This window comes from Acinetobacter rudis (genome assembly GCF_000829675.1).
In the GTDB taxonomy this organism is placed as follows: domain Bacteria; phylum Pseudomonadota; class Gammaproteobacteria; order Pseudomonadales; family Moraxellaceae; genus Acinetobacter; species Acinetobacter rudis.
Map to the genome: position 1 here is coordinate 37089 of NZ_BBRX01000030.1, position 18313 is coordinate 55401.

Annotated in this window: 17 protein-coding genes and 1 pseudogene; 8 read left to right on the forward strand and 10 right to left on the reverse strand. The window is 37.4% G+C overall.

Annotated elements, in window-relative coordinates; all coding sequences use genetic code 11:
• Positions 1–58: 58 nt before the first annotated feature.
• Both Aru01_RS08985 and Aru01_RS08990 read right to left on the reverse strand, forming a co-directional pair.
• Positions 59–2503 (reverse strand): TonB-dependent siderophore receptor, encoded by a 2445-nt coding sequence (locus Aru01_RS08985; RefSeq protein WP_016656441.1) that lies wholly within the window; start codon positions 2501–2503, stop codon positions 59–61.
• 120 nt (positions 2504–2623) lie between these two features.
• Positions 2624–2992 (reverse strand): nuclear transport factor 2 family protein, encoded by a 369-nt coding sequence (locus Aru01_RS08990; protein ID WP_016656442.1) that lies wholly within the window; start codon positions 2990–2992, stop codon positions 2624–2626.
• Positions 2993–3155: 163 nt separating this feature from the next.
• On the opposite strand from Aru01_RS08990, the gene Aru01_RS08995 reads away from it, so the two are divergent.
• Both Aru01_RS08995 and Aru01_RS09000 read left to right on the forward strand, forming a co-directional pair.
• Positions 3156–3875, forward strand: coding sequence for a pirin family protein (locus Aru01_RS08995; RefSeq protein ID WP_016656443.1), 720 nt, complete (start codon positions 3156–3158; stop codon positions 3873–3875).
• A 266-nt stretch (positions 3876–4141) separates the two neighbouring features.
• Positions 4142–4591: a hypothetical protein gene (locus tag Aru01_RS09000; protein ID WP_016656444.1), complete on the forward strand. Its 450-nt coding sequence runs from the start codon at positions 4142–4144 to the stop codon at positions 4589–4591.
• A gap of 23 nt (positions 4592–4614) precedes the next feature.
• On the opposite strand, the gene Aru01_RS09005 is transcribed toward Aru01_RS09000, so the two are convergent.
• The 6 genes from Aru01_RS09005 to Aru01_RS09030 form a co-directional block, all read right to left on the reverse strand.
• The gene (locus tag Aru01_RS09005; protein WP_016656445.1) at positions 4615–5751 is read right to left on the reverse strand and encodes a hypothetical protein; all 1137 of its coding nucleotides are present in this window, start codon (positions 5749–5751) and stop codon (positions 4615–4617) included.
• Between the two features lie 5 nt (positions 5752–5756).
• A complete protein-coding gene (locus tag Aru01_RS09010) occupies positions 5757–5945 on the reverse strand; it encodes a hypothetical protein (protein ID WP_016656446.1) in 189 nt (62 codons plus the stop codon).
• 212 nt (positions 5946–6157) lie between these two features.
• The gene (locus Aru01_RS09015) at positions 6158–8797 is read right to left on the reverse strand and encodes a bifunctional aconitate hydratase 2/2-methylisocitrate dehydratase (protein WP_016656447.1); all 2640 of its coding nucleotides are present in this window, start codon (positions 8795–8797) and stop codon (positions 6158–6160) included.
• A gap of 307 nt (positions 8798–9104) precedes the next feature.
• On the reverse strand, positions 9105–9383 hold the full coding sequence (locus Aru01_RS09020; RefSeq protein ID WP_016656448.1) for a hypothetical protein: 279 nt from the start codon (positions 9381–9383) through the stop codon (positions 9105–9107).
• 142 nt (positions 9384–9525) lie between these two features.
• Entirely contained in the window at positions 9526–9894 is a 369-nt protein-coding gene (locus Aru01_RS09025; protein ID WP_016656449.1) for a hypothetical protein, read from the reverse strand.
• A gap of 243 nt (positions 9895–10137) precedes the next feature.
• Positions 10138–11010, reverse strand: coding sequence for a LysR family transcriptional regulator (locus Aru01_RS09030; protein WP_040331218.1), 873 nt, complete (start codon positions 11008–11010; stop codon positions 10138–10140).
• Between the two features lie 87 nt (positions 11011–11097).
• Here Aru01_RS09030 and Aru01_RS09035 point away from each other — a divergent pair, with 87 nt between their 5' ends.
• Positions 11098–12006: a DMT family transporter gene (locus tag Aru01_RS09035; protein WP_016656451.1), complete on the forward strand. Its 909-nt coding sequence runs from the start codon at positions 11098–11100 to the stop codon at positions 12004–12006.
• A gap of 177 nt (positions 12007–12183) precedes the next feature.
• Here the strand turns inward: Aru01_RS09035 and Aru01_RS09040 are convergent, their stop codons facing one another.
• Together Aru01_RS09040 and Aru01_RS09045 are read right to left on the reverse strand one after the other, a co-directional pair.
• A complete protein-coding gene (locus Aru01_RS09040; protein ID WP_016656452.1) occupies positions 12184–12387 on the reverse strand; it encodes a hypothetical protein in 204 nt (67 codons plus the stop codon).
• A 274-nt stretch (positions 12388–12661) separates the two neighbouring features.
• A complete protein-coding gene (locus tag Aru01_RS09045) occupies positions 12662–12949 on the reverse strand; it encodes a hypothetical protein (protein ID WP_016656453.1) in 288 nt (95 codons plus the stop codon).
• Positions 12950–13325: 376 nt separating this feature from the next.
• Here Aru01_RS09045 and Aru01_RS09050 point away from each other — a divergent pair, with 376 nt between their 5' ends.
• From Aru01_RS09050 to Aru01_RS09075, 5 genes and pseudogenes are all read left to right on the forward strand, one after another.
• On the forward strand, positions 13326–15182 hold the full coding sequence (locus Aru01_RS09050; RefSeq protein WP_016656454.1) for an ABC transporter ATP-binding protein: 1857 nt from the start codon (positions 13326–13328) through the stop codon (positions 15180–15182).
• A gap of 56 nt (positions 15183–15238) precedes the next feature.
• Positions 15239–15703: a MaoC family dehydratase gene (locus Aru01_RS09055; RefSeq protein WP_016656455.1), complete on the forward strand. Its 465-nt coding sequence runs from the start codon at positions 15239–15241 to the stop codon at positions 15701–15703.
• A 91-nt stretch (positions 15704–15794) separates the two neighbouring features.
• Positions 15795–16817 carry an AraC family transcriptional regulator gene (locus tag Aru01_RS09060; RefSeq protein WP_016656456.1) on the forward strand — a complete coding sequence of 341 codons (1023 nt, stop codon included), beginning with the start codon at positions 15795–15797 and terminating at the stop codon, positions 16815–16817.
• 93 nt (positions 16818–16910) lie between these two features.
• Positions 16911–17285, forward strand: coding sequence for a glycine cleavage system protein GcvH (gene gcvH / locus Aru01_RS09065; protein WP_016656457.1), 375 nt, complete (start codon positions 16911–16913; stop codon positions 17283–17285).
• Positions 17286–17746: 461 nt separating this feature from the next.
• A pseudogene (locus tag Aru01_RS09075) lies at positions 17747–18130 on the forward strand (phage portal protein family protein); the annotation flags it as partial.
• Between the last annotated feature and the right edge of the window lie 183 nt (positions 18131–18313).

Genomic DNA, 18313 nt, shown 5'->3' on the forward strand with positions numbered 1-18313 from the left:
AAAGGTTAAGGCTATCCACAGCGACTTAACCTTTTAGTCATCCCAATAACTCAAGCAATTAGAACTTGTATTTTAGCCCGAGGTTATAGTTACGCCCTTCACCCCATGTATATGTGCTATACCAGCTAAAAATCGTGTAGTATTTTTTATCCAGTAAGTTATTTACATTAAAGCTAAATGAAAGTTGATCATTCAATGTGTAATTTGCCATAGCATCGACTAACCAGTAGTCAGAAACCTCATGCTTAATGTCTTTTGAGTAAAGAGGATTACTCACATCTCCCCATGTTTTATCTTGCCAACGCACACCACCACCAAGAGTTAAACCTTCAATCCATTGATTTGGTTTATAGCTGGTATATAAAGTAAACTCATTTTCAGGATTGAGAGTAGATACTTTTTCTCCCTGATTTTTTGATATACGATGGTTAAATCCAGCATGTAAATTCCAATCTGGTAGAATTTCACCTGTGACCTCAATTTCATAACCTTTGGTTTTAACACCTTGAATTGCTTTATAAGCAACATCACCAGAGGCAGTTTTTTCACCACTTTCTACAGCAAAATTATCTTGCAACAACTGGAAGTAAGCCAAACTGGCATTTAAACGTCCATCATAAAATTCACCTTTAATACCAAGCTCGTAGTTACGACCTTCTTGTGGGTCTAGCGTCTTTTCATTAATATCTTTCGCAGTTTGTGGTTTAAAAATCGTGCTATAACTTGTATATAATGCAAAGTTATCATTTAAATCGTAGGTCATCCCCAAATAAGGCACAAAGATGCCCGATTTATCAACATCAGGTGTTTTATAATTTGCTACACGTCCACCTAAAATCACTTTTAAATCATCTGTTATATTCAATCGAGCAGTTGCATATAGACCATTTTGTTTAGTGACTTCAGTGGTACTTTTCATTGGAGACCACTGTGGCTCTGGAACATTTCCTTGCCAGTGATAATAATCATTTATCGCATCAGGATATCCTGCCTCACTATCATAACTGGTGTTTTTCCATTTACTTTCAGAAATGCTGCTCCCTAAAACCAAATCGTGTGTGCGACCAAACAATTGAAAAGGCCCTGTTGCATATACATCGGCAGCATTACTCACCGTTTTGCCAACATAACGACCCAACCACATTGAAGCACCAGTACCATCATCGGGATTAGGATGACCTCCTGCAACTGAACCCAATGCATTGTCATAACCATTAATTTGATGATTGAGCTGTAGTTTCACTAACCACTCATTGTCAAACTTATGTTCAAGCGTTGAGAAAACTGTACGCGTATATTGCTCCCACTTGCTCCATTGAGCACTATTGTTATAGCCCCGAGGCATTTTATTAAACTCGCCTTTGGCATTATAAATTGGGATTCCTCCCCAAGTAGATCCTTTGGGATTATTATCTTGATAATCTGCACCCACGGTTAATAATGTGCGATCGGTAAGATCAGCTTCTATTACGCCATAAAATGCTGGTGTTTTTCGCTCATAGCGATCCAATTGGGATTCTTTATATTGATACGAAGCAACACCACGTGCACGTATGCTTCCATCCTCATTTAATGCTCCACCAACATCAAGATCTGCACGGTACTTATTCCAAGAGCCTACACCAGCGGAAAAACTTCCTTGAAAGTCCTTGGTCGGTTTTTTACGAATTAAGTTAATGGTTGCCCCCGGATCACCCACTCCTGTCAGTAAACCTGTGGCCCCTTTTAAAATCTCAATTCGATCATAAAACGCCATATCACTTAAAGTATTACCTGCGGCAAATCTTGAATCATAGCTCATAGGTATACCATCATATTGGAAGTTTTGAATCGCAAAACCCCGCGCATAGTATTCAGTTCTCTCACTGTCATATGTAACGATACTCACACCAGGATTATGATTCATTACATCATCAATCGAGGTCAGATTAAAATCATCCATTTCTTGTCGAGTCACAACACTAATCGTCTGTGGTGTTTCTTTGGGTGACAAGACTAAACGCGTTGCTGTCGCAATTTTTCCTGGGGTATAAGAACCTGAATTTTCTGTAATTTCACCTAACTGGTTTGCTGTCATCACAATCGTGGGTAAAACTACTCGATTGGTTTCATCACCCTGCGCTGATTTTACAGTTTCTACTGCTAAATCTTTAACCTCATTTTTCTTAACAACAAACCAAGTACCCTCTGGGTTTTTTAAAATGGTTAAAGATGTATTTTTGAGTAACTCAGCAAAACCCTGTTCAATCCCATATCGACCATTTAAACCATGGCTGCTCAACCCTTGTGTAAGAGCAGGATCAAATGATAATGAAATACCAGACTGTACTGCAAAAGTAGATAATGCTGTTCCCAATGAACCTGCATTTACATGATACTGTTGAGCGTGTTGTTCAGCATGCCCTACAGCACTAGAAGCAATACAGATACCAAACATTACACTGCGAATAGCAAGAACTAAATTCGTTGTTGCATTTCGTTTCAACATTTTTTTCTTGTTCATAGGTGACCCATCAAAGTAGAAAAATTAAATCCTTCATACATAAAGACGGTTCACCTCAGAAAAAGTGTCATATTTTTTTAAACTCATCGGGATAAAATCACAGACTCACTTCACTTCAACTTAAGATTCTGTAATTCTAGATATTGTTCCTTGATGAAATATCAGTTGCCACTCCCCTAATGCATTTAAAATCCAATGTGAAGAACGTAAAGTGGGTATAGGATTTTTGGCCATTTGTGTTTTATAAATTAAAATCACACTACTCTGAGTTACATTCATCAGTTGATAATCATACCCATGATATTCAACGACATCGTCTTCGCTTAACAAAGCAGCTATCACTTCTGATCTACTGACTAAATCTCCCGACTTTGTTATCTCGTGAAAATCTTGATGTAACACTTTATCCAACCAAACAGAATCATTCCTCTGTGCAGAATATGTATGTAAACTCAATTCTAATGCGATGATCCTATCGATGAATTGCATTGTTTCAAATCCTCCTTAAAGTAAAACATGTCTATCTAATTAAAAATATTCACGGTGTTCATCGTTCTAAAAACCACACCAATCTTTCTATTTTTACTACTTATTTGTTGAATTTACTACAATACAATAGCCAACAATGAGAAATTAAATGCGGAGAAAAATAATGTTTGATATGCGTTTAGCTGCAGATCGTGGTGTTGCAAATCATGGTTGGTTAAAATCACACCATACATTTTCATTTGCCAACTACTGGGACCCTAAACAAGTCGGTTTTTCTGATTTGCTGGTAATAAATGATGATACAGTTGCTCCTGCAAAAGGTTTTGGCACACATCCACATCGTAATATGGAAATTATTTCTTATGTATTAGATGGTGCGCTTGAACACAAAGACTCTATGGGAACTGGCTCAGTAATTATTCCAGGTGATATTCAATTAATGAGCGCAGGCAGTGGTATCGCGCACAGTGAATTTAATCACTCCCATCATGAACAAGTCCACTTTCTACAAATTTGGGTTGTACCCAATGAAGTGAATACTGCATCTAGTTATCAGCAAGTCCATATTCACCCTGATGATAAACGGGGCAAACTACACCTGATGATTTCTGCTCAGGGTGGTGAAAAAACATTGGCAATCAAACAAGACATTAATATCTATGCTGGTTTATTTGATGGTGAAGAGACTACAGAATATACCATGCCAGAGCATCGCTATACCTATGTTCATGTTGCTAGGGGCAGTATAGAAATTAATGGAAAAATCTTTCATGCAGGTGATGCTGCACGTATCCGTGAAGCTGGAAAACTCAGTTTAACTCATGCAAGCAATGCTGAAGTTTTGATTTTTGACATGCGCCCAATCGAAACCCCGAGCATGTAACATCACCCTAAAGCCAATATGCCTCAACTGTACTGGTTGAGGCATATTTATTTATCTAGAGGTAAGAATTTTAAAACAATCAATGACTGGCATAATTTTATAGCAATACTTTAAAACTAACCCTTAAAACACGCTATTCAAACATTGCTTTAAGCTTTATGATGAGTACTAGATTTACTCAATTTTTTATATCTAAAACATTGCCACTGAATGGATATCGTATTGCTAAAAAGATTATCCATTTATTTTGTTGGAGCTCGTCCTCAATGTCTGATCGCAGTACCAAACAAACAATATTGATGGTCACTACCTTTACCATTTCCCCATTATTTTCCACGTTTATTGTGGCACTTATCGTAGGTTTATTTAGTTATCAAGCATATAGTTTTAGCGATGTTGCCTATATGATTGTGCGATTTTCGCTATTAGGTCTAACTTTATACTTTTTACCCGCAACGCTGATTGGTATTATTTTTAACAAGCAGTTCATGCCACAAGATAAAAGTCATACTTATAAGATATTTTGGATGAGTGTTATTGGCTTTGTGATTTCTGCGTTATGGGCAACGCTTTTTGCATATTTCTATGTTGCAAACCTAAGCTCTGAGTTTTCGACTTATATCAGCATTATTCTGTTGCTTGGTGCTGTTGGGGGGTTAAGTGCGGGCTTTGTTACAGCGCTCCTGCTTAAATTTTTACTTCATCCAGTCAAATAAAGTGCTGGGTAAATCCACCTTATTTATTCATTTGTCATCGTTGGTGAGTCATTCATATTTGTGCTCACTTCACGATGATCCAGCAATTGATGTTCAAACATCTTAAATAACATTTCTGCTGCAACTGACTTCTCTTGTAGCCATATATCTTCAGGTTTGGTTCTAAACCAAATACTCTCAACTTCTCTAAAACTTAAGTGACAGTACAGATCTTTAGTTGTTCTAAAGTCATAGTTTTGGGTGATCTTGATTTGATCCCGCTCATAAATACATTGATAAGCCAGCTTAATGCCAATATGGGATACATCTGTTAACGTTGAATAATTCGACATATTATCAGCCAAATGACCAATATATATGTTTTTGGTTTTCATAATCACCATAACAGGAAGTTTTTTACTAGAAACGTAGCGCAGCTTATTTAGAAAAACATCACGTTCCATAAAATCAAAAAGCGTATCTAAATCAACTTTTGTTGCAGAAACTATATTTTTACGATTCAGAATCACCTGATATTTAAGATGGTCGCTGTTTTGATCCTTTAAATAATCTGTGGTAATCACAAGTTCCATGGTTTCTTTTTGTCGATAACCGCTATACATCGGACAAAAGATAAACTCAGTTTGACCATATAAAAATCGTTCAAAGATTTTTCGATCAGGATATACGGTGCCTACATAGACTTTTTTATCGTCCATGCTCAACATCACAATTTTATTTTTAAAATCACTTTCAGTAAGAAAAGCTGAATCATTTAACAACTTATCCAATGGCGTAGTTAAGGTCATTGCATAAATTTTATTAATGTTATTGACCCGATCTATTCCACGCAGCAAAATATAATTTTTAAGCCATACAAACAATAAGCAAAAAACTAATGCATGACAAAAACTTAGTACCCATAAGATTTTAAGATCAGGAAAAAAGCTTATATTTTCAATAACATTTATATCTTGATGATATTCAATTAATGAAAATTTAAACAATATGAGGAAAGTAAAAACAAAGCCAATGGAGAAAAAAATAAAGCCTGTAATTGCACTTTTATAATATAAATGATGTGCAGGAATTTCTGATGTTGAATATTTGGTGACTAAATTGCGATTTTGATAAATATAACCAATAACAATGACGCTAAGAGCAAATAATAATCCATTCATTAACTTCAATCATTAGTCATTTGAAGGTTTTCAATTAAACGTGCTTCACGCTTACGTGCTAATTCAAGTTGCACTAAACGCATCGTCTCAGCAACTACTTTTTCGGGATCAGCATCTTCACGGATATATTTACAATTGTCCGTTTGGTCCAACAACTTTTTACGAATCTGACGTTCTGTTGAAAAGAATAGCATCATCGTCTCCAGTCAAAACTAGATGTAGTTGCCTGCATTATACCACTCAAAATCTAAAAACAATGATTTCGCAGTTCTTTTTTACAACTCTTTATAAAAGTGAGCGCTACATCTTACGGTTCACCCTATCTTAAAATAAGTTAAGTGTGAAAATTAAAACAAAAAAATCCTGCTCGAAAGCAGGATTTTTCATACTTTACTCAGACCATCAATTAAGACAATTGAGCAGCAGCGATTTTCTTAGTGTCAACGTCAGCAGCTGCATCAGTATAATCACTCATTTTATCGAAGCTTAAGTATTGATAGATGTCAGCTGACATGCTGTCAATTTGAGCTGCATATTCTTGATATTCAGCAGGTGTTGGTAATTTACCTAACACAGCTGCAACAGATGCAAGCTCAGCAGAAGCTAAGTAAACGTTAGCGCCTTGACCTAAACGGTTCGGGAAGTTACGTGTAGAAGTAGATACACAAGTCGTATTTGGAGCAACACGTGCTTGGTTACCCATGCAAAGTGAACAACCTGGCATTTCAGTACGTGCGCCTGCTTTACCATAGATGTTATAGAAACCTTCTTCCATCAATTGACGCTCATCCATACGTGTTGGTGGAGCCAACCATAGACGAGTAGACAATGAACCACCTGGTACTTTATCAAGTAACTTACCAGCTGCACGGAAGTGACCAATGTTAGTCATACAAGAACCAACGAATACTTCGTCAATTTTCACGCCTTGAACGTCAGAAAGCAATTTAGCATCATCTGGGTCATTCGGGCAGCAAAGAACAGGTTCTTTGATGTCAGCAAGATCGATTTCATACACTTTAGTGTATTCAGCATCAGCATCAGCTTTGAGCAAGCTTGGATCCGCTAACCATTTTTCCATATTCTCAACACGGCGTGCCATAGTACGTGCATCGCCATAACCTTGAGAAATCATCCACTTCAACATTGTGATGTTAGATTGTAGGTATTCAGCAACTTTCTCTTCAGAAAGAGTGATTGAACAACCAGCAGCAGAACGCTCAGCAGAAGCATCAGAAAGTTCAAATGCTTGTTCAACTGTTAGGTCAGTTTCCATTTCAGTCAAGTCGATCTCTAAGATACGACCAGAGAAGATGTTTTTCTTACCTTTTTTCTCAACAGTTAAATCACCAGCTTGGATTGCATAGTAAGGAATAGCATGTACTAGATCACGTAGAGTGATACCAGGCTGCATTTTACCTTTGAATTTCACCAATACTGATTCAGGCATATCAAGTGGCATAACACCAGTTGCAGCAGCAAATGCTACGAGACCAGAACCTGCAGGGAAAGAAATACCAATTGGGAAACGAGTATGTGAGTCACCACCAGTACCAACTGTATCTGGAAGAAGCATACGGTTTAACCAAGAGTGAATAATACCGTCACCTGGACGTAGAGACACACCACCACGGTTCATAATGAAGTCTGGTAGGCTGTGTTGCATTTGTACGTCAACTGGTTTTGGATATGCAGCTGTGTGACAGAAAGATTGCATAACAAGATCAGCAGAGAAACCTAAGCAAGCTAAGTCTTTCAATTCGTCACGAGTCATTGGACCTGTAGTATCTTGCGAACCTACAGTTGTCATTTTAGGTTCACAGTAAGTGCCTGGGCGTACGCCTTGACCTTCTGGAAGACCACATGCACGACCAACCATTTTCTGAGCTTGAGTAAAGCCTTTACCAGAGTTTTCTGGTTGAACTGGTGTACGGAACAATGTAGATGGAGCAAGACCAAGAGTCTCACGCGCTTTAGCTGTTAAACCACGACCAATGATCAAGTTAATACGACCACCAGCACGTACTTCGTCTAGAAGTACTGGAGTTTTCAAGTCAGCTTCAGCAATTTGAGCGCCGTCTTTAAATGCAGTAACTTTTGCAGCAGCATGATCAATTTTAAGAGTAACTTCGTCACCCATGTTCATGTTGTTGACATCGATTTCTACAGGTAAAGCACCCGCATCTTCCATTGTATTAAAGAAGATCGGAGCAATCTTAGAACCTAAGCATACACCGCCATCTTTTTTGTTCGGAATGTGAGCAATTTCGTCACCAAAGAACCAAAGAACTGAGTTAGTTGCAGATTTACGAGAAGAACCTGTACCAACTACATCACCAACGTAAGCAACTTGGTTGCCTTTAGCAACAAGTTCTTTAATTTGGTTTAATGGACCAACTTCACCTGGTTTTTCAGGGTTGATACCATCACGTTCGTTTTTCAACATTGCGTTCGCATGTAACGGAATGTCTGGACGGCTCCATGCATCTTGAGCTGGAGACAAGTCATCAGTATTTGTCTCGCCAGTCACTTTAAATACAGTAAGTTTGATTTCTTCTGGAACGTCTTTACGTGAAGTAAACCATTCAGCGTCAGCCCAAGACTGCATTACTGCTTGTGCATTAGCATTACCCGCTTTTGCTTTTTCAGCAACATCATGGAACGCATCAAATACAAGTAAAGTTTTCTTCAATGCTTCAGCCGCAAGACTAGAAAGCTCTGCATCGTCAAGCAATTCAACCAAAGGAGCGACGTTATAACCACCTAACATCGTACCCAATAAGTAAACTGCACGCTCTTTAGAGATTAAAGGCGAAGTCGCTTGACCTTTTGCAAGCGCAGCTAAGAAAGCAGCTTTTACATATGCAGCTTGGTCAACACCTGCTGGTACACGGTTTTCAAGCAAATCTACCAAGAATGCTTCTTCACCAGCTGGAGGATTTTTTAACAATTCAACGAGGTCAGCAGTTTGAGCATCATCAAGTGGTTTCGGCGGGACTCCGAGTGCGGCACGTTCTTCAACGTGTTGGCGGTAAGCTTGTAGCACGATGTTATTCCTCTTTTTTTAAAAAATTATCCATGAGTTCCTGCTTTGTAAGCTTCATAGATAATATGGACGTGTAAATACTACTAAAAATCAATGCAAAAGTTAATCCAGACAGCGTGTTTATTCGTGATGATCATTATTTCATAAATAAATGGACACCGTGTAACAGCTCACTGCATATCTATAGCTAATTCATTGGATTATATACCCTTTTAGAGTATTTCCTTCACTTAATATGACATCAACAGAAAAAATGGCGTTTTAAAACACCACTTTAGTTTAATATGCTTACAATCTAACTGCCGAATTATTCAACACCGATGCAATTTTTATGATCTAAATAGTGTTGTAGGCGTTCTCGATTACCTTGAAACTTCACTTGCATTTCATCTTCATGCAGCATGATATGAGCTGCACTGAGAAACGAGATTTTCACTTGGTAAATTTGCGCACTCTCGTCTATTAATTGTTGTATATATACTCGATCACCCACACTGAGTACATAGTGGCTGCCAGCAATCACTGCAACGTGGCCCTCCTCCTCAACCAATAAGTCTGCGTTATGTACATAAGCGATGACATCCATGACAACACCTCAGTTTTTTTATTTTGACGATTTATTATTCAATATTTAGATTTGTTTTGCTATATTTTTCATATGTATTATTTAAAACAAAACGGCTGAAACTTTACATTCCAGCCGTCATCTACCGAATAAAATCTAATTATTAGAATGGCTTATAGTCTGGCATTTTATTTGGATCATGTGGTGTGTTAACACAAATCTCATAGGCCTGCTGTTTAAATTGATCACGCACTTTTTCTTTGTCTGCCTTTAGCTGGTCAGCAGGAAAGGCGTATATAGTCTCTACCTGTTGAAGCACAAAACCTTTCGTGGTTTGATCTGTAAGTTTATTTGCGTAATCCAGTGCTTCTTGTTTGGTAATACCATTTTGACGATCTAAAGCGATAGTACGTGCAGCATTACCAATACTAGTACAATAACCTTTCCACTTTTCTTCAGGCGTCGCTGGTTTCTTTTCAGCACAAGCACTTAAACCGAGCGCCACTGTTAAGATCACAAATAACTGTTTCATATAAATCCTCCGCTAGGCGCTATAATACTTAAACTTTACCGTTTTAACAGCTAAATCTTTATCAATGAGAAGACATGAATTTAAACGACTAAAAAACGGTTGAAACCATCATCATTTCATCAATTGATATATTTTTAATTAGATTATTTAACTATTTAAAACTATAAACAGATCATTTTCAGTTGCTTTATACATCCTGAAAAACCACAGTACAAATTCAACAATTAACAAGCAAACAAAATTTCAAATGCTTTGCGCGGCAACAATAAATGCATGTACGAATGGGGAAATTTGATTTTTATCTTTCACAGCCAGTGCTATTGAACGTTTAACATGGGGCGATAGCGGCAATTTAACCACGTGAGGATAATGCTTAAGTAAATGATGGTCCAAAGCTAAATCAGCGACAATAGAAACCCCCATTTGATTATTGACCATATGGATGATACTTAAAATTTGGGAAAAATGCCCTTTGATCTGCGGGTTAATACTTGCCTGCTGAAACAGTGCATGAATATATTGTTGACTACCTGCTGCAGTCATTAAAAAGGGAAATTGTGCTAACTGCTCTAAAGTCACATGTGTTTTTTTAGACAGTACATGGTCCTTGTGAACAAGCGCTACAAAAGTGTCTTCAATAAGCGGGTAATAATCGAAGCGCTCTTCTGGTAAAACCACAAAACCAATATCAATCTTACGCTCAACAATCCACTGTGCTATTTGTTTATCACTTCCCTCTTCAATCATAATCTCTACTGATGGATATTGGCGGCTAAACTTTTCTAAAATCATCGGTAATAAAACATTTGAAGAAGAAGCACCGAATGAGCCAATAATGATTTTTCCAGTTTTAAGATCATGTATATCAGCTATTTTTTGTTTCAACGCAACTGCACTATTTAAAATCTCTTTAGCATAAACTGCGAGTTCATAACCTATAGCTGTGAGTTCAACTTCATTATTATTTCGATAGAACAACTGTACTTGCCACTGCTGCTCTAATACCTTCAAGGCGTGAGAAATTGCTGACTGGGAAACATCCAATTGCTTTGCAGTTAAAGTAAAACTTTTTAATTCAGCTAAACGCGCAAAAACCTCTAATTGAACTAAAGTCATTACTTTTCGCCATGAGTAAATGCTCATTTTATCATGAGTAGCCATGAGCTGTAATATTTAAATATTCTCAATTGATCGCCAATATATATGTTACGCCAACTCAATCGTTATCTCGATTTTACGATTTATTTAAAATTAATCTGCGTCGCCTTACTCTGGGGTGGAACCTTTATCGCAGGGCGAATGATTGCTTCAGAAATTCCAGCACCCATTGCGGCTCTAATTCGCTTTCTAATAGCATCATTACTTTTACTTGGTTTGATGTTTTGCTATGAAGGCTCAATTGCTAAACTCAATCTTTACCAATTAGCAATTACAGCTGTTATGGGATTAACAGGTGTTACGCTTTACAATTTGTCATTCTTTGCGGCACTTGCCCAGATGCCAGCGAGTCGAACTGCGCTATTTGTAAGCCTGACCCCTGTGTTGACGCTAATCGCAGCCCGAATCTTTTTTAAAGAAAAACTCAGCTATTTTAATTATTGTGGTGCCATGCTTGCTTTGTTAGGGACCTTCATTGTGATTACTCAAGGACATTTATTTACTCAAATAGATCAGTCTTTTGGTCAGGGTGAATGGATGATGCTCACCGCTATATTCAGTTGGGTGATTTATACCTTATTTGCAAAATTGGTCCATACAAATTCTGCTCTCACTACCATTACATATTCAACCATATGGGGAACCTTTTTTTTATTCATTTATACCTTAATTCAATTCAAATCCATTCCACAGTTAAACTTTGGTTTAAACATTTGGCTCGCTCTATTTTATTTGGGTAGTCTGGCCACTGTATTGGCTTTCATTTGGTACGCACAAGGAATTGAAAAAATTGGAGCTGCTCGTACAATTATTTTTAATTATCTCGTGCCTTTATTTGCTCTCATACTTTCATACTTCATCTTAGATGAACAAATTAGCACATCAATGTATATGGGTGGAGCATTAAGTTTTATTGGCATCTTAATGACCAATAAGAAAAGAGCACCCAACTAAGACTTAAAGCGTATAAGTATAATTATTTTAAATTCTTGATTGAAACAGCGCTTACTATAGTTGGTGCCTGTTTTACAAGAAATAATAAAATCTCAATCTATAACCTATTCATTTAATAAAATAAAAAAGGAACCGAAGTCCCTTTTACTACAATCTAAAAACTATGATTTATAAAGTTTATTTACTCGCAGGTATTTCCAATTCATCATTTTTAGCCAGTACTACAGAAGTTAAAATAGGTATGGCAAGAATAAATGGAACTGCAAAAATCCACATAACTACTGTACTTTCCCCAGCTGTTGAAAGTTCAATTCCAACCGTTGCGACGATTAGAACCAAAAGTAGTACAGCAGCAAATCGAATAGCAAAACTTTTAGGCATGTTTTTATAACTCCGGTAGGATCTAAATAATACTCTTCATTATTTAATTGAGCATTTTTAGCTGACTGTTACCAAGACAAATATCACGTTGTTATTTGGCTATCAATGCTAAGCTTTAATCAGTAAAGCTTAACGATTGAATTGCTATAACTTCATTGAATCCTCTAAAAATATGTCATATCCAGAAGCAACAGTCAAATGATCAATTTAATTTTAACTCATTAATTTAAATACAACTTATGACAGGCTAAGTCCCAAAGTGCATTAACTTGAATTAATCTGATGAAGAGCTGCTATCACAAGATGAACTGTCACTACTTTGCGTATCACATGATGAGTAACTGTCTTGGCTTGATGAAACATCTTGATCACCATTCATTACATGCCAAGGCATACTATTGTACCGATCCTCCGATGCTGTTGCCTGTTGGTCAATTATCTTTAGACGCTTGGTATAGATCGCTGTAGACAACAAGACAGAGCCAATAATAACCACGCTTCCAAAAAGCACACCAAGTATCCATAAAACCACTTCAAAACCTTCCATTTGTAAATTCACCATTGGCGTAATGCATATCGATTTATTTTTTAATTGGAACTTCAAAGCAATATTTAACCTAATTTCCAAAGCAATTTATGTGCATTATAAGTAAAGTTATATGATGAACTCATTCAAAAGAGCCTCAAATCAGCCTCTGTTTAGACATGAAAAAAGCAGCAGTGAATAAGCGCCTTATCAATTAAAATTTCAATTTTTTTCTAATGATAACTCAGCTTTTTCATACTCATTTTCTGCTATGCTGCAAAGGCTAAGGTGTTGCTTTTTTAAAGTTCGATATAATATTTAAAAAAGTTTTGACTATCACCTTAACTATTTAAATTTATTAGATTTAAATTAGATACTTCGATTTTATGCAATAGCTATCAGGATTAAATACATGCTGCAATGGTTTGAGAAGCGAGTTGATCCCTATCCAAGCAAAGACCTTAACACCCCCTTACCACGAACATTTTTTGCTTTTGTCTGGCAATCAGCAACTGGGGTGAAACCTTATTTGTTGTTATTGGTGTTACTTACCGCTGCTGCTGCCAGCTTTGAAGCACTTTTTTTTGCCAAAATTGGACAATTGGTTGACTGGTTAAGCCAATCTCAACCTGAAACTTTTTTAAGCTCACATCGTGAAAATCTCATCATTCTAGCTGGATTTTTATTGGCGAATATTCTCTTTGCCAGTGCACAATCAATTATTCGTCATCAAATTTTATATAGCAGTTTTCCAATGCGTATTCGTTGGCGATTACACAATTTGCTCTTGTTACAAAGTGTAGAGTTTTTCCATCAAGATTTTGCTGGACGTTTATCTGCCAAGGTCATGCAAACCTCACTTGCTGTGAGAGAGTTTTGGCTTATTTTAGGCGATATGCTGACTTATGTACTGATCTATTTTATTACCATCAGCGTAGTACTCAGCGCTATTTCACCCATCTTATTGTTACCTCTCCTGCTCTGGTTGGTATTATTTATTGCATCAGCTTTATTTTTCATTCCACGCTTAGGTCGTATTTCTGCAAAGCAAGCAGATGCACGTGCTGTTATGACAGGCCGAGTGACTGATGCCTATACCAATATTCAGACCGTCAAACTCTTTGCACATGCTGGACGAGAAAGCCAATATGCGAAAGAGTCTATGCAATTGTTTATGCACACTGTTTATAAACAAATGCGTTTGGGAACATTATTTGAGATCAGCACCAACTTACTTACTATTGTGCTTTTCTTTGGCGTACTGGGTACAGCTGTTTATCTTTGGTTAAATGGTCAGGCTGCTCTTGGTGTGATTGCTGCAACCACTGCAATGATCCTCAAACTCAACAGTATGGCTGAGTTCATCATGTGGCAAACTTCTTCTTTATTTGAAAATATTGGAACAATTCAAGATGGTATGAAAACCATGAGTAAGCCCATTAATATTCAAGATAAAGCAGATGCTAAAGAACTAAATGTAAATCATGGAGCAATCAAATTTGACCAAGTGAGTTTTGCTTACCACGATGGACAAAAAAATATAGTTGACCACCTTAGTCTCGACATCAAAGCTGGTGAGAAAATTGGTATTGTTGGCCGTTCTGGTGCAGGAAAATCCACACTCATCCAATTGTTGTTGCATTTTCATGAGTTAAATCATGGCAGTATCAGTATAGATGGGCAAAATATTGCTGATGTCACTCAAGATAGTTTGCGTAAAAACATCGCATTAGTCACCCAAGATACCTCTTTATTACATCGTTCTGTGGCCGAAAACATCAAATATGGTCGTCCAGAAGCCAGTGATCAAGAGATGTATGAGGCTGCGAAGAAAGCGGAAGCAGATGATTTCATTCATACACTTAGTGACTTACGTGGTAAAACAGGTTATGAAGCCTATGTTGGTGAGCGTGGTGTAAAACTGTCTGGTGGTCAACGCCAACGTATTGCAATTGCTCGTGTTTTCCTTAAAGATGCACCTATCTTAATTTTAGATGAGGCAACTAGCGCACTTGATTCTGAAGTTGAAGCAGCAATCCAATCCAGCTTAAATCAGCTGATGTCAGGTAAAACGGTGATTGCTATTGCACATCGTCTTTCAACCATTGCTGAAATGGATCGCCTGATTATTTTGGATCAGGGCCGAATTGCCGAGCAAGGTACGCATGAAGAGCTACTGGCACAGGATGGTATTTATGCCAAACTATGGAAACGTCAGACAGGTGGCTTTATTGTAGAACAAGATCAGCCAAGTAAAGATTTAGACTAAGCACCTGCTTTCAGGTTGCTTTTTTATGTTGTAAACAGCAAACAAAGGAATTGGACATGTTGTACTTAGAAGACCTCAAAGTGGGTGATCGTTTTCAAAGCCAAAACTATGAAATGACCTTAGAGGAAATTAAAAGTTTTGCAGGAAAATATGACCCACAGGTCTTTCATATGGATGAAGATGCAGCTGAAGAACATCCTATTTTTCAAGGTATTGCTGCTAGTGGTTGGCATACTTCAGCCGTGACAATGCGTCTCTGGACTGAATGTCTACCTATTGCTCATGGTTTAATCGGCTCCGAAACCAGTTTACGTTGGCCAAAACCTACACGCCCTGGTGATTTTATTCATGTCGATGTAGAAATTGTAGCCATTCACCCATCCAAATCTAAAAGTGATCGGGGGATCGTAACTTACATCACACAGGCTAAAAATCAACATGGTGATGTACTGCTCATTTCAACAACAAAGGTTGTAGTATTTAAAAAAGAATTTAAACTCTGTCAGGACAGGACTGTTTGACAATATTTTTAGTTGTGTTTGTCATACTATGACAATATGTAACCCAAGATAAGTCAAATTCAAATCGATCGAGTAAGCAAGGCAGATAAACATGGTGGCAAACCGTCAAGATCAAGGAATACCAGGCGTCTATGGACTGCTCTTATTAGATGTCGTTTCGCGTTGGGGATATAACGCTGAAACTTTATTTGCGCCATTTAATTTTGATAGTGAAACTTTAGCAGATCCGAATTATCGCATCCCTGCACCTATCGCCAATGAACTCATGAAGTATGCATTGAAACTTACGGGTGAAAGTAGTTTAGGCTACCAACTCGGCGCACAAATGCGTATTTCGATTCATGGTTTTATTGGCTATGCGATTATGACGGCAGAAAATATTACAGAAGCTTTAGTTTTAGCGAACCGCTTTATATTGTTGCGCATGCCATTTTTGCAGTTATATTTTTCTACTTTTGAAGAAAATGCCACTTTACAATTACAGTGTGAAATTACACTGGAACCACTGCGCACTGAAATCGTTCTGGCTTTAACCTTTGGGATCGTCACCATGGGCAAGGCACTAACAGGCATGAATGATCTACAATTTAGTATGGACTTTGATTTTCCACAACCACAAGGTTTTGAGAAATATCTTAAAATCATGCCAGATTCTGTTTTGCGCTTTGATCAACCTCACCTAATTTCAAGTTTTGATAAAAAATACTTAGGATTAAAGATGGTCAATGCCGACCCAATCGCCAGTCAAATCGCCATTAACCAATGCGAGGCTGAACTCTCAGCGATGGGAGAACGTCGCCGTTTAGCAATGCGTGTCCGTGATATTTTGACTCACTCAGAACAACACTATTTAAATATTGAAAGCGTTGCTAGCCATTTGCACATGTCTGATCGTACGCTCAAACGCCAATTGGCAGCAGAAGGAACATCTTTTTCCAATTTGGTTGATGAAGTACGTTACCGTCATGCCACTTCACTATTGTCACGAACTGACTATAGCTTGGAACAAATAGCAGATGAACTTGGCTATTCAGATGTCGCAAATTTTAGTCGCGCATTTAAACGCTGGAGTGGTCGTAGTCCAAGCAGTTGGCGTAAAGACCCCTATTTATAAGCTTTTTTTTCATTAAAAATCACTGTATAACTGATGCGCTGTTAAGAACAGCCTCAAAGTTTTACCAGACCACACGGTGTCAAGGAGTCAACAATGAATCACCCTGCAACTTTAAAATATGCAGCTACTCATGAATGGGTCAAAATTGAAAATGATTTAGTCATTACCGGTATTACTGATCATGCACAAGATGCTTTAGGTGATTTAGTTTATGTCGAATTACCGGAAGTTGGCCGTGAAGTTACTGCTGGAGAAGCCGTTGCAGTATTAGAATCCGTCAAAACTGCATCAGACATTCATGCGCCAGTGAGCGGTGTCATTGTTGCTGTAAATGAAGCTTTGGAAGATGATCCAGATTTTATCAATGACGCTCCCTATGACAAGGGCTGGATTTATAAAATTAAAGCCAATGATCTAGCAGATGTTGAAAAACTACTCAGTAATGAAGAATACGAAAAAGGAATTTAATCGATAAATGGCCATGCACAGTTAAATCTTATCTTTTGCTGTGCTTGGAGTACTTCCTGATTTCATTTTTTTGGAAGATATTAGCCATAAAAATGGCATTAACTAATGCAAAGTTGCAAAAGTAAAATCATGTTTTCAATTAATGATCATACCGACATGCGTGCAGGATTTAAAAGTTTAAATATTGACACGACTAAAATTAAATATTCAGTGGGTAATTCTGGTACTGGGCGTGCTTAAAAACAGGAACTCATCATTACTAATTACTGAGTCAGCATGTTTATAGATTTATAAATCTTTATAAATCGGTTTTTAGCGCTTTTGAAGTGATTCAGCATAAATGAATCGTGCTTGATTTAAATAGCGCTAAAATCGCTTTAAATCGGCGGAAGCACTTCCGACTGCTTAAATCATTTTTAATCGATCAATATGATGCAAAATCCACTCAGTATTTTTGCATCATGTCTAAAAAAAATCCCTCTTTTAAAAAGCAAGATTTGTCCGCACTCTAAGCCAATCAAACAGCCGAAGTGACATGGTTAACCAATCAATGGCAAGAACATCCTATAGTGGGTATGACGCCACAGCAGCTGCATCACCTTTTGACGAATTCTGAACTAGGCAACTTGCAGATCCAAGCCGATCTATTTTGTGATATGAAAGAGCGCAATGGTCATATCTTTAGTGAAATGGATAAGCGAAAAAAAGATGTTAATGATCTTTTATGGATGGCCAATCCCCCGAAGAATGCTAATGAGGCTGAACGCAGAATCGCTGAAGAAGTCACTGAGTGGATTGATGAAATCGAAGATCTTGAAATGTTCTTATTCGACTGTATAAACGCCTAGGATACGCAACGAGAAATTTAGGTAATTATCTCGTCGCGCATCTGCTTTATTCATTCAATAATTTAAGTAATGTAAAAAACAATAAACTCTACACTTTACTTGAATAACTATAATTTAAAGAAAAATCTGATGAATTCATAAGCTAGGTAAAACAGCAAATCATTAACTTAATAATGAGTA

Excerpts from the sequence above, each read along its gene's own strand:
- Aru01_RS09040 (WP_016656452.1), bottom strand. The coding sequence starts at position 12,387 with ATGCCTAAAAGTTTTGCTATTCGATTTGCTGCTGTACTACTTTTGGTT.
- Aru01_RS08990 (WP_016656442.1), bottom strand. The coding sequence starts at position 2,992 with ATGCAATTCATCGATAGGATCATCGCATTAGAATTGAGTTTACATACA.
- Aru01_RS09055 (WP_016656455.1), top strand. The coding sequence starts at position 15,239 with ATGTTGTACTTAGAAGACCTCAAAGTGGGTGATCGTTTTCAAAGCCAA.
- Aru01_RS08985 (WP_016656441.1), bottom strand. The coding sequence starts at position 2,503 with ATGAACAAGAAAAAAATGTTGAAACGAAATGCAACAACGAATTTAGTT.
- Aru01_RS09060 (WP_016656456.1), top strand. The coding sequence starts at position 15,795 with ATGGTGGCAAACCGTCAAGATCAAGGAATACCAGGCGTCTATGGACTG.
- Aru01_RS09050 (WP_016656454.1), top strand. The coding sequence starts at position 13,326 with ATGCTGCAATGGTTTGAGAAGCGAGTTGATCCCTATCCAAGCAAAGAC.
- Aru01_RS09020 (WP_016656448.1), bottom strand. The coding sequence starts at position 9,383 with ATGGATGTCATCGCTTATGTACATAACGCAGACTTATTGGTTGAGGAG.
- Aru01_RS09045 (WP_016656453.1), bottom strand. The coding sequence starts at position 12,949 with ATGGTGAATTTACAAATGGAAGGTTTTGAAGTGGTTTTATGGATACTT.
- Aru01_RS09025 (WP_016656449.1), bottom strand. The coding sequence starts at position 9,894 with ATGAAACAGTTATTTGTGATCTTAACAGTGGCGCTCGGTTTAAGTGCT.
- Aru01_RS09000 (WP_016656444.1), top strand. The coding sequence starts at position 4,142 with ATGTCTGATCGCAGTACCAAACAAACAATATTGATGGTCACTACCTTT.
- Aru01_RS08995 (WP_016656443.1), top strand. The coding sequence starts at position 3,156 with ATGTTTGATATGCGTTTAGCTGCAGATCGTGGTGTTGCAAATCATGGT.
- Aru01_RS09030 (WP_040331218.1), bottom strand. The coding sequence starts at position 11,010 with ATGACTTTAGTTCAATTAGAGGTTTTTGCGCGTTTAGCTGAATTAAAA.
- Aru01_RS09035 (WP_016656451.1), top strand. The coding sequence starts at position 11,098 with ATGTTACGCCAACTCAATCGTTATCTCGATTTTACGATTTATTTAAAA.
- Aru01_RS09005 (WP_016656445.1), bottom strand. The coding sequence starts at position 5,751 with ATGAATGGATTATTATTTGCTCTTAGCGTCATTGTTATTGGTTATATT.
- Aru01_RS09010 (WP_016656446.1), bottom strand. The coding sequence starts at position 5,945 with ATGCTATTCTTTTCAACAGAACGTCAGATTCGTAAAAAGTTGTTGGAC.
- gcvH (WP_016656457.1), top strand. The coding sequence starts at position 16,911 with ATGAATCACCCTGCAACTTTAAAATATGCAGCTACTCATGAATGGGTC.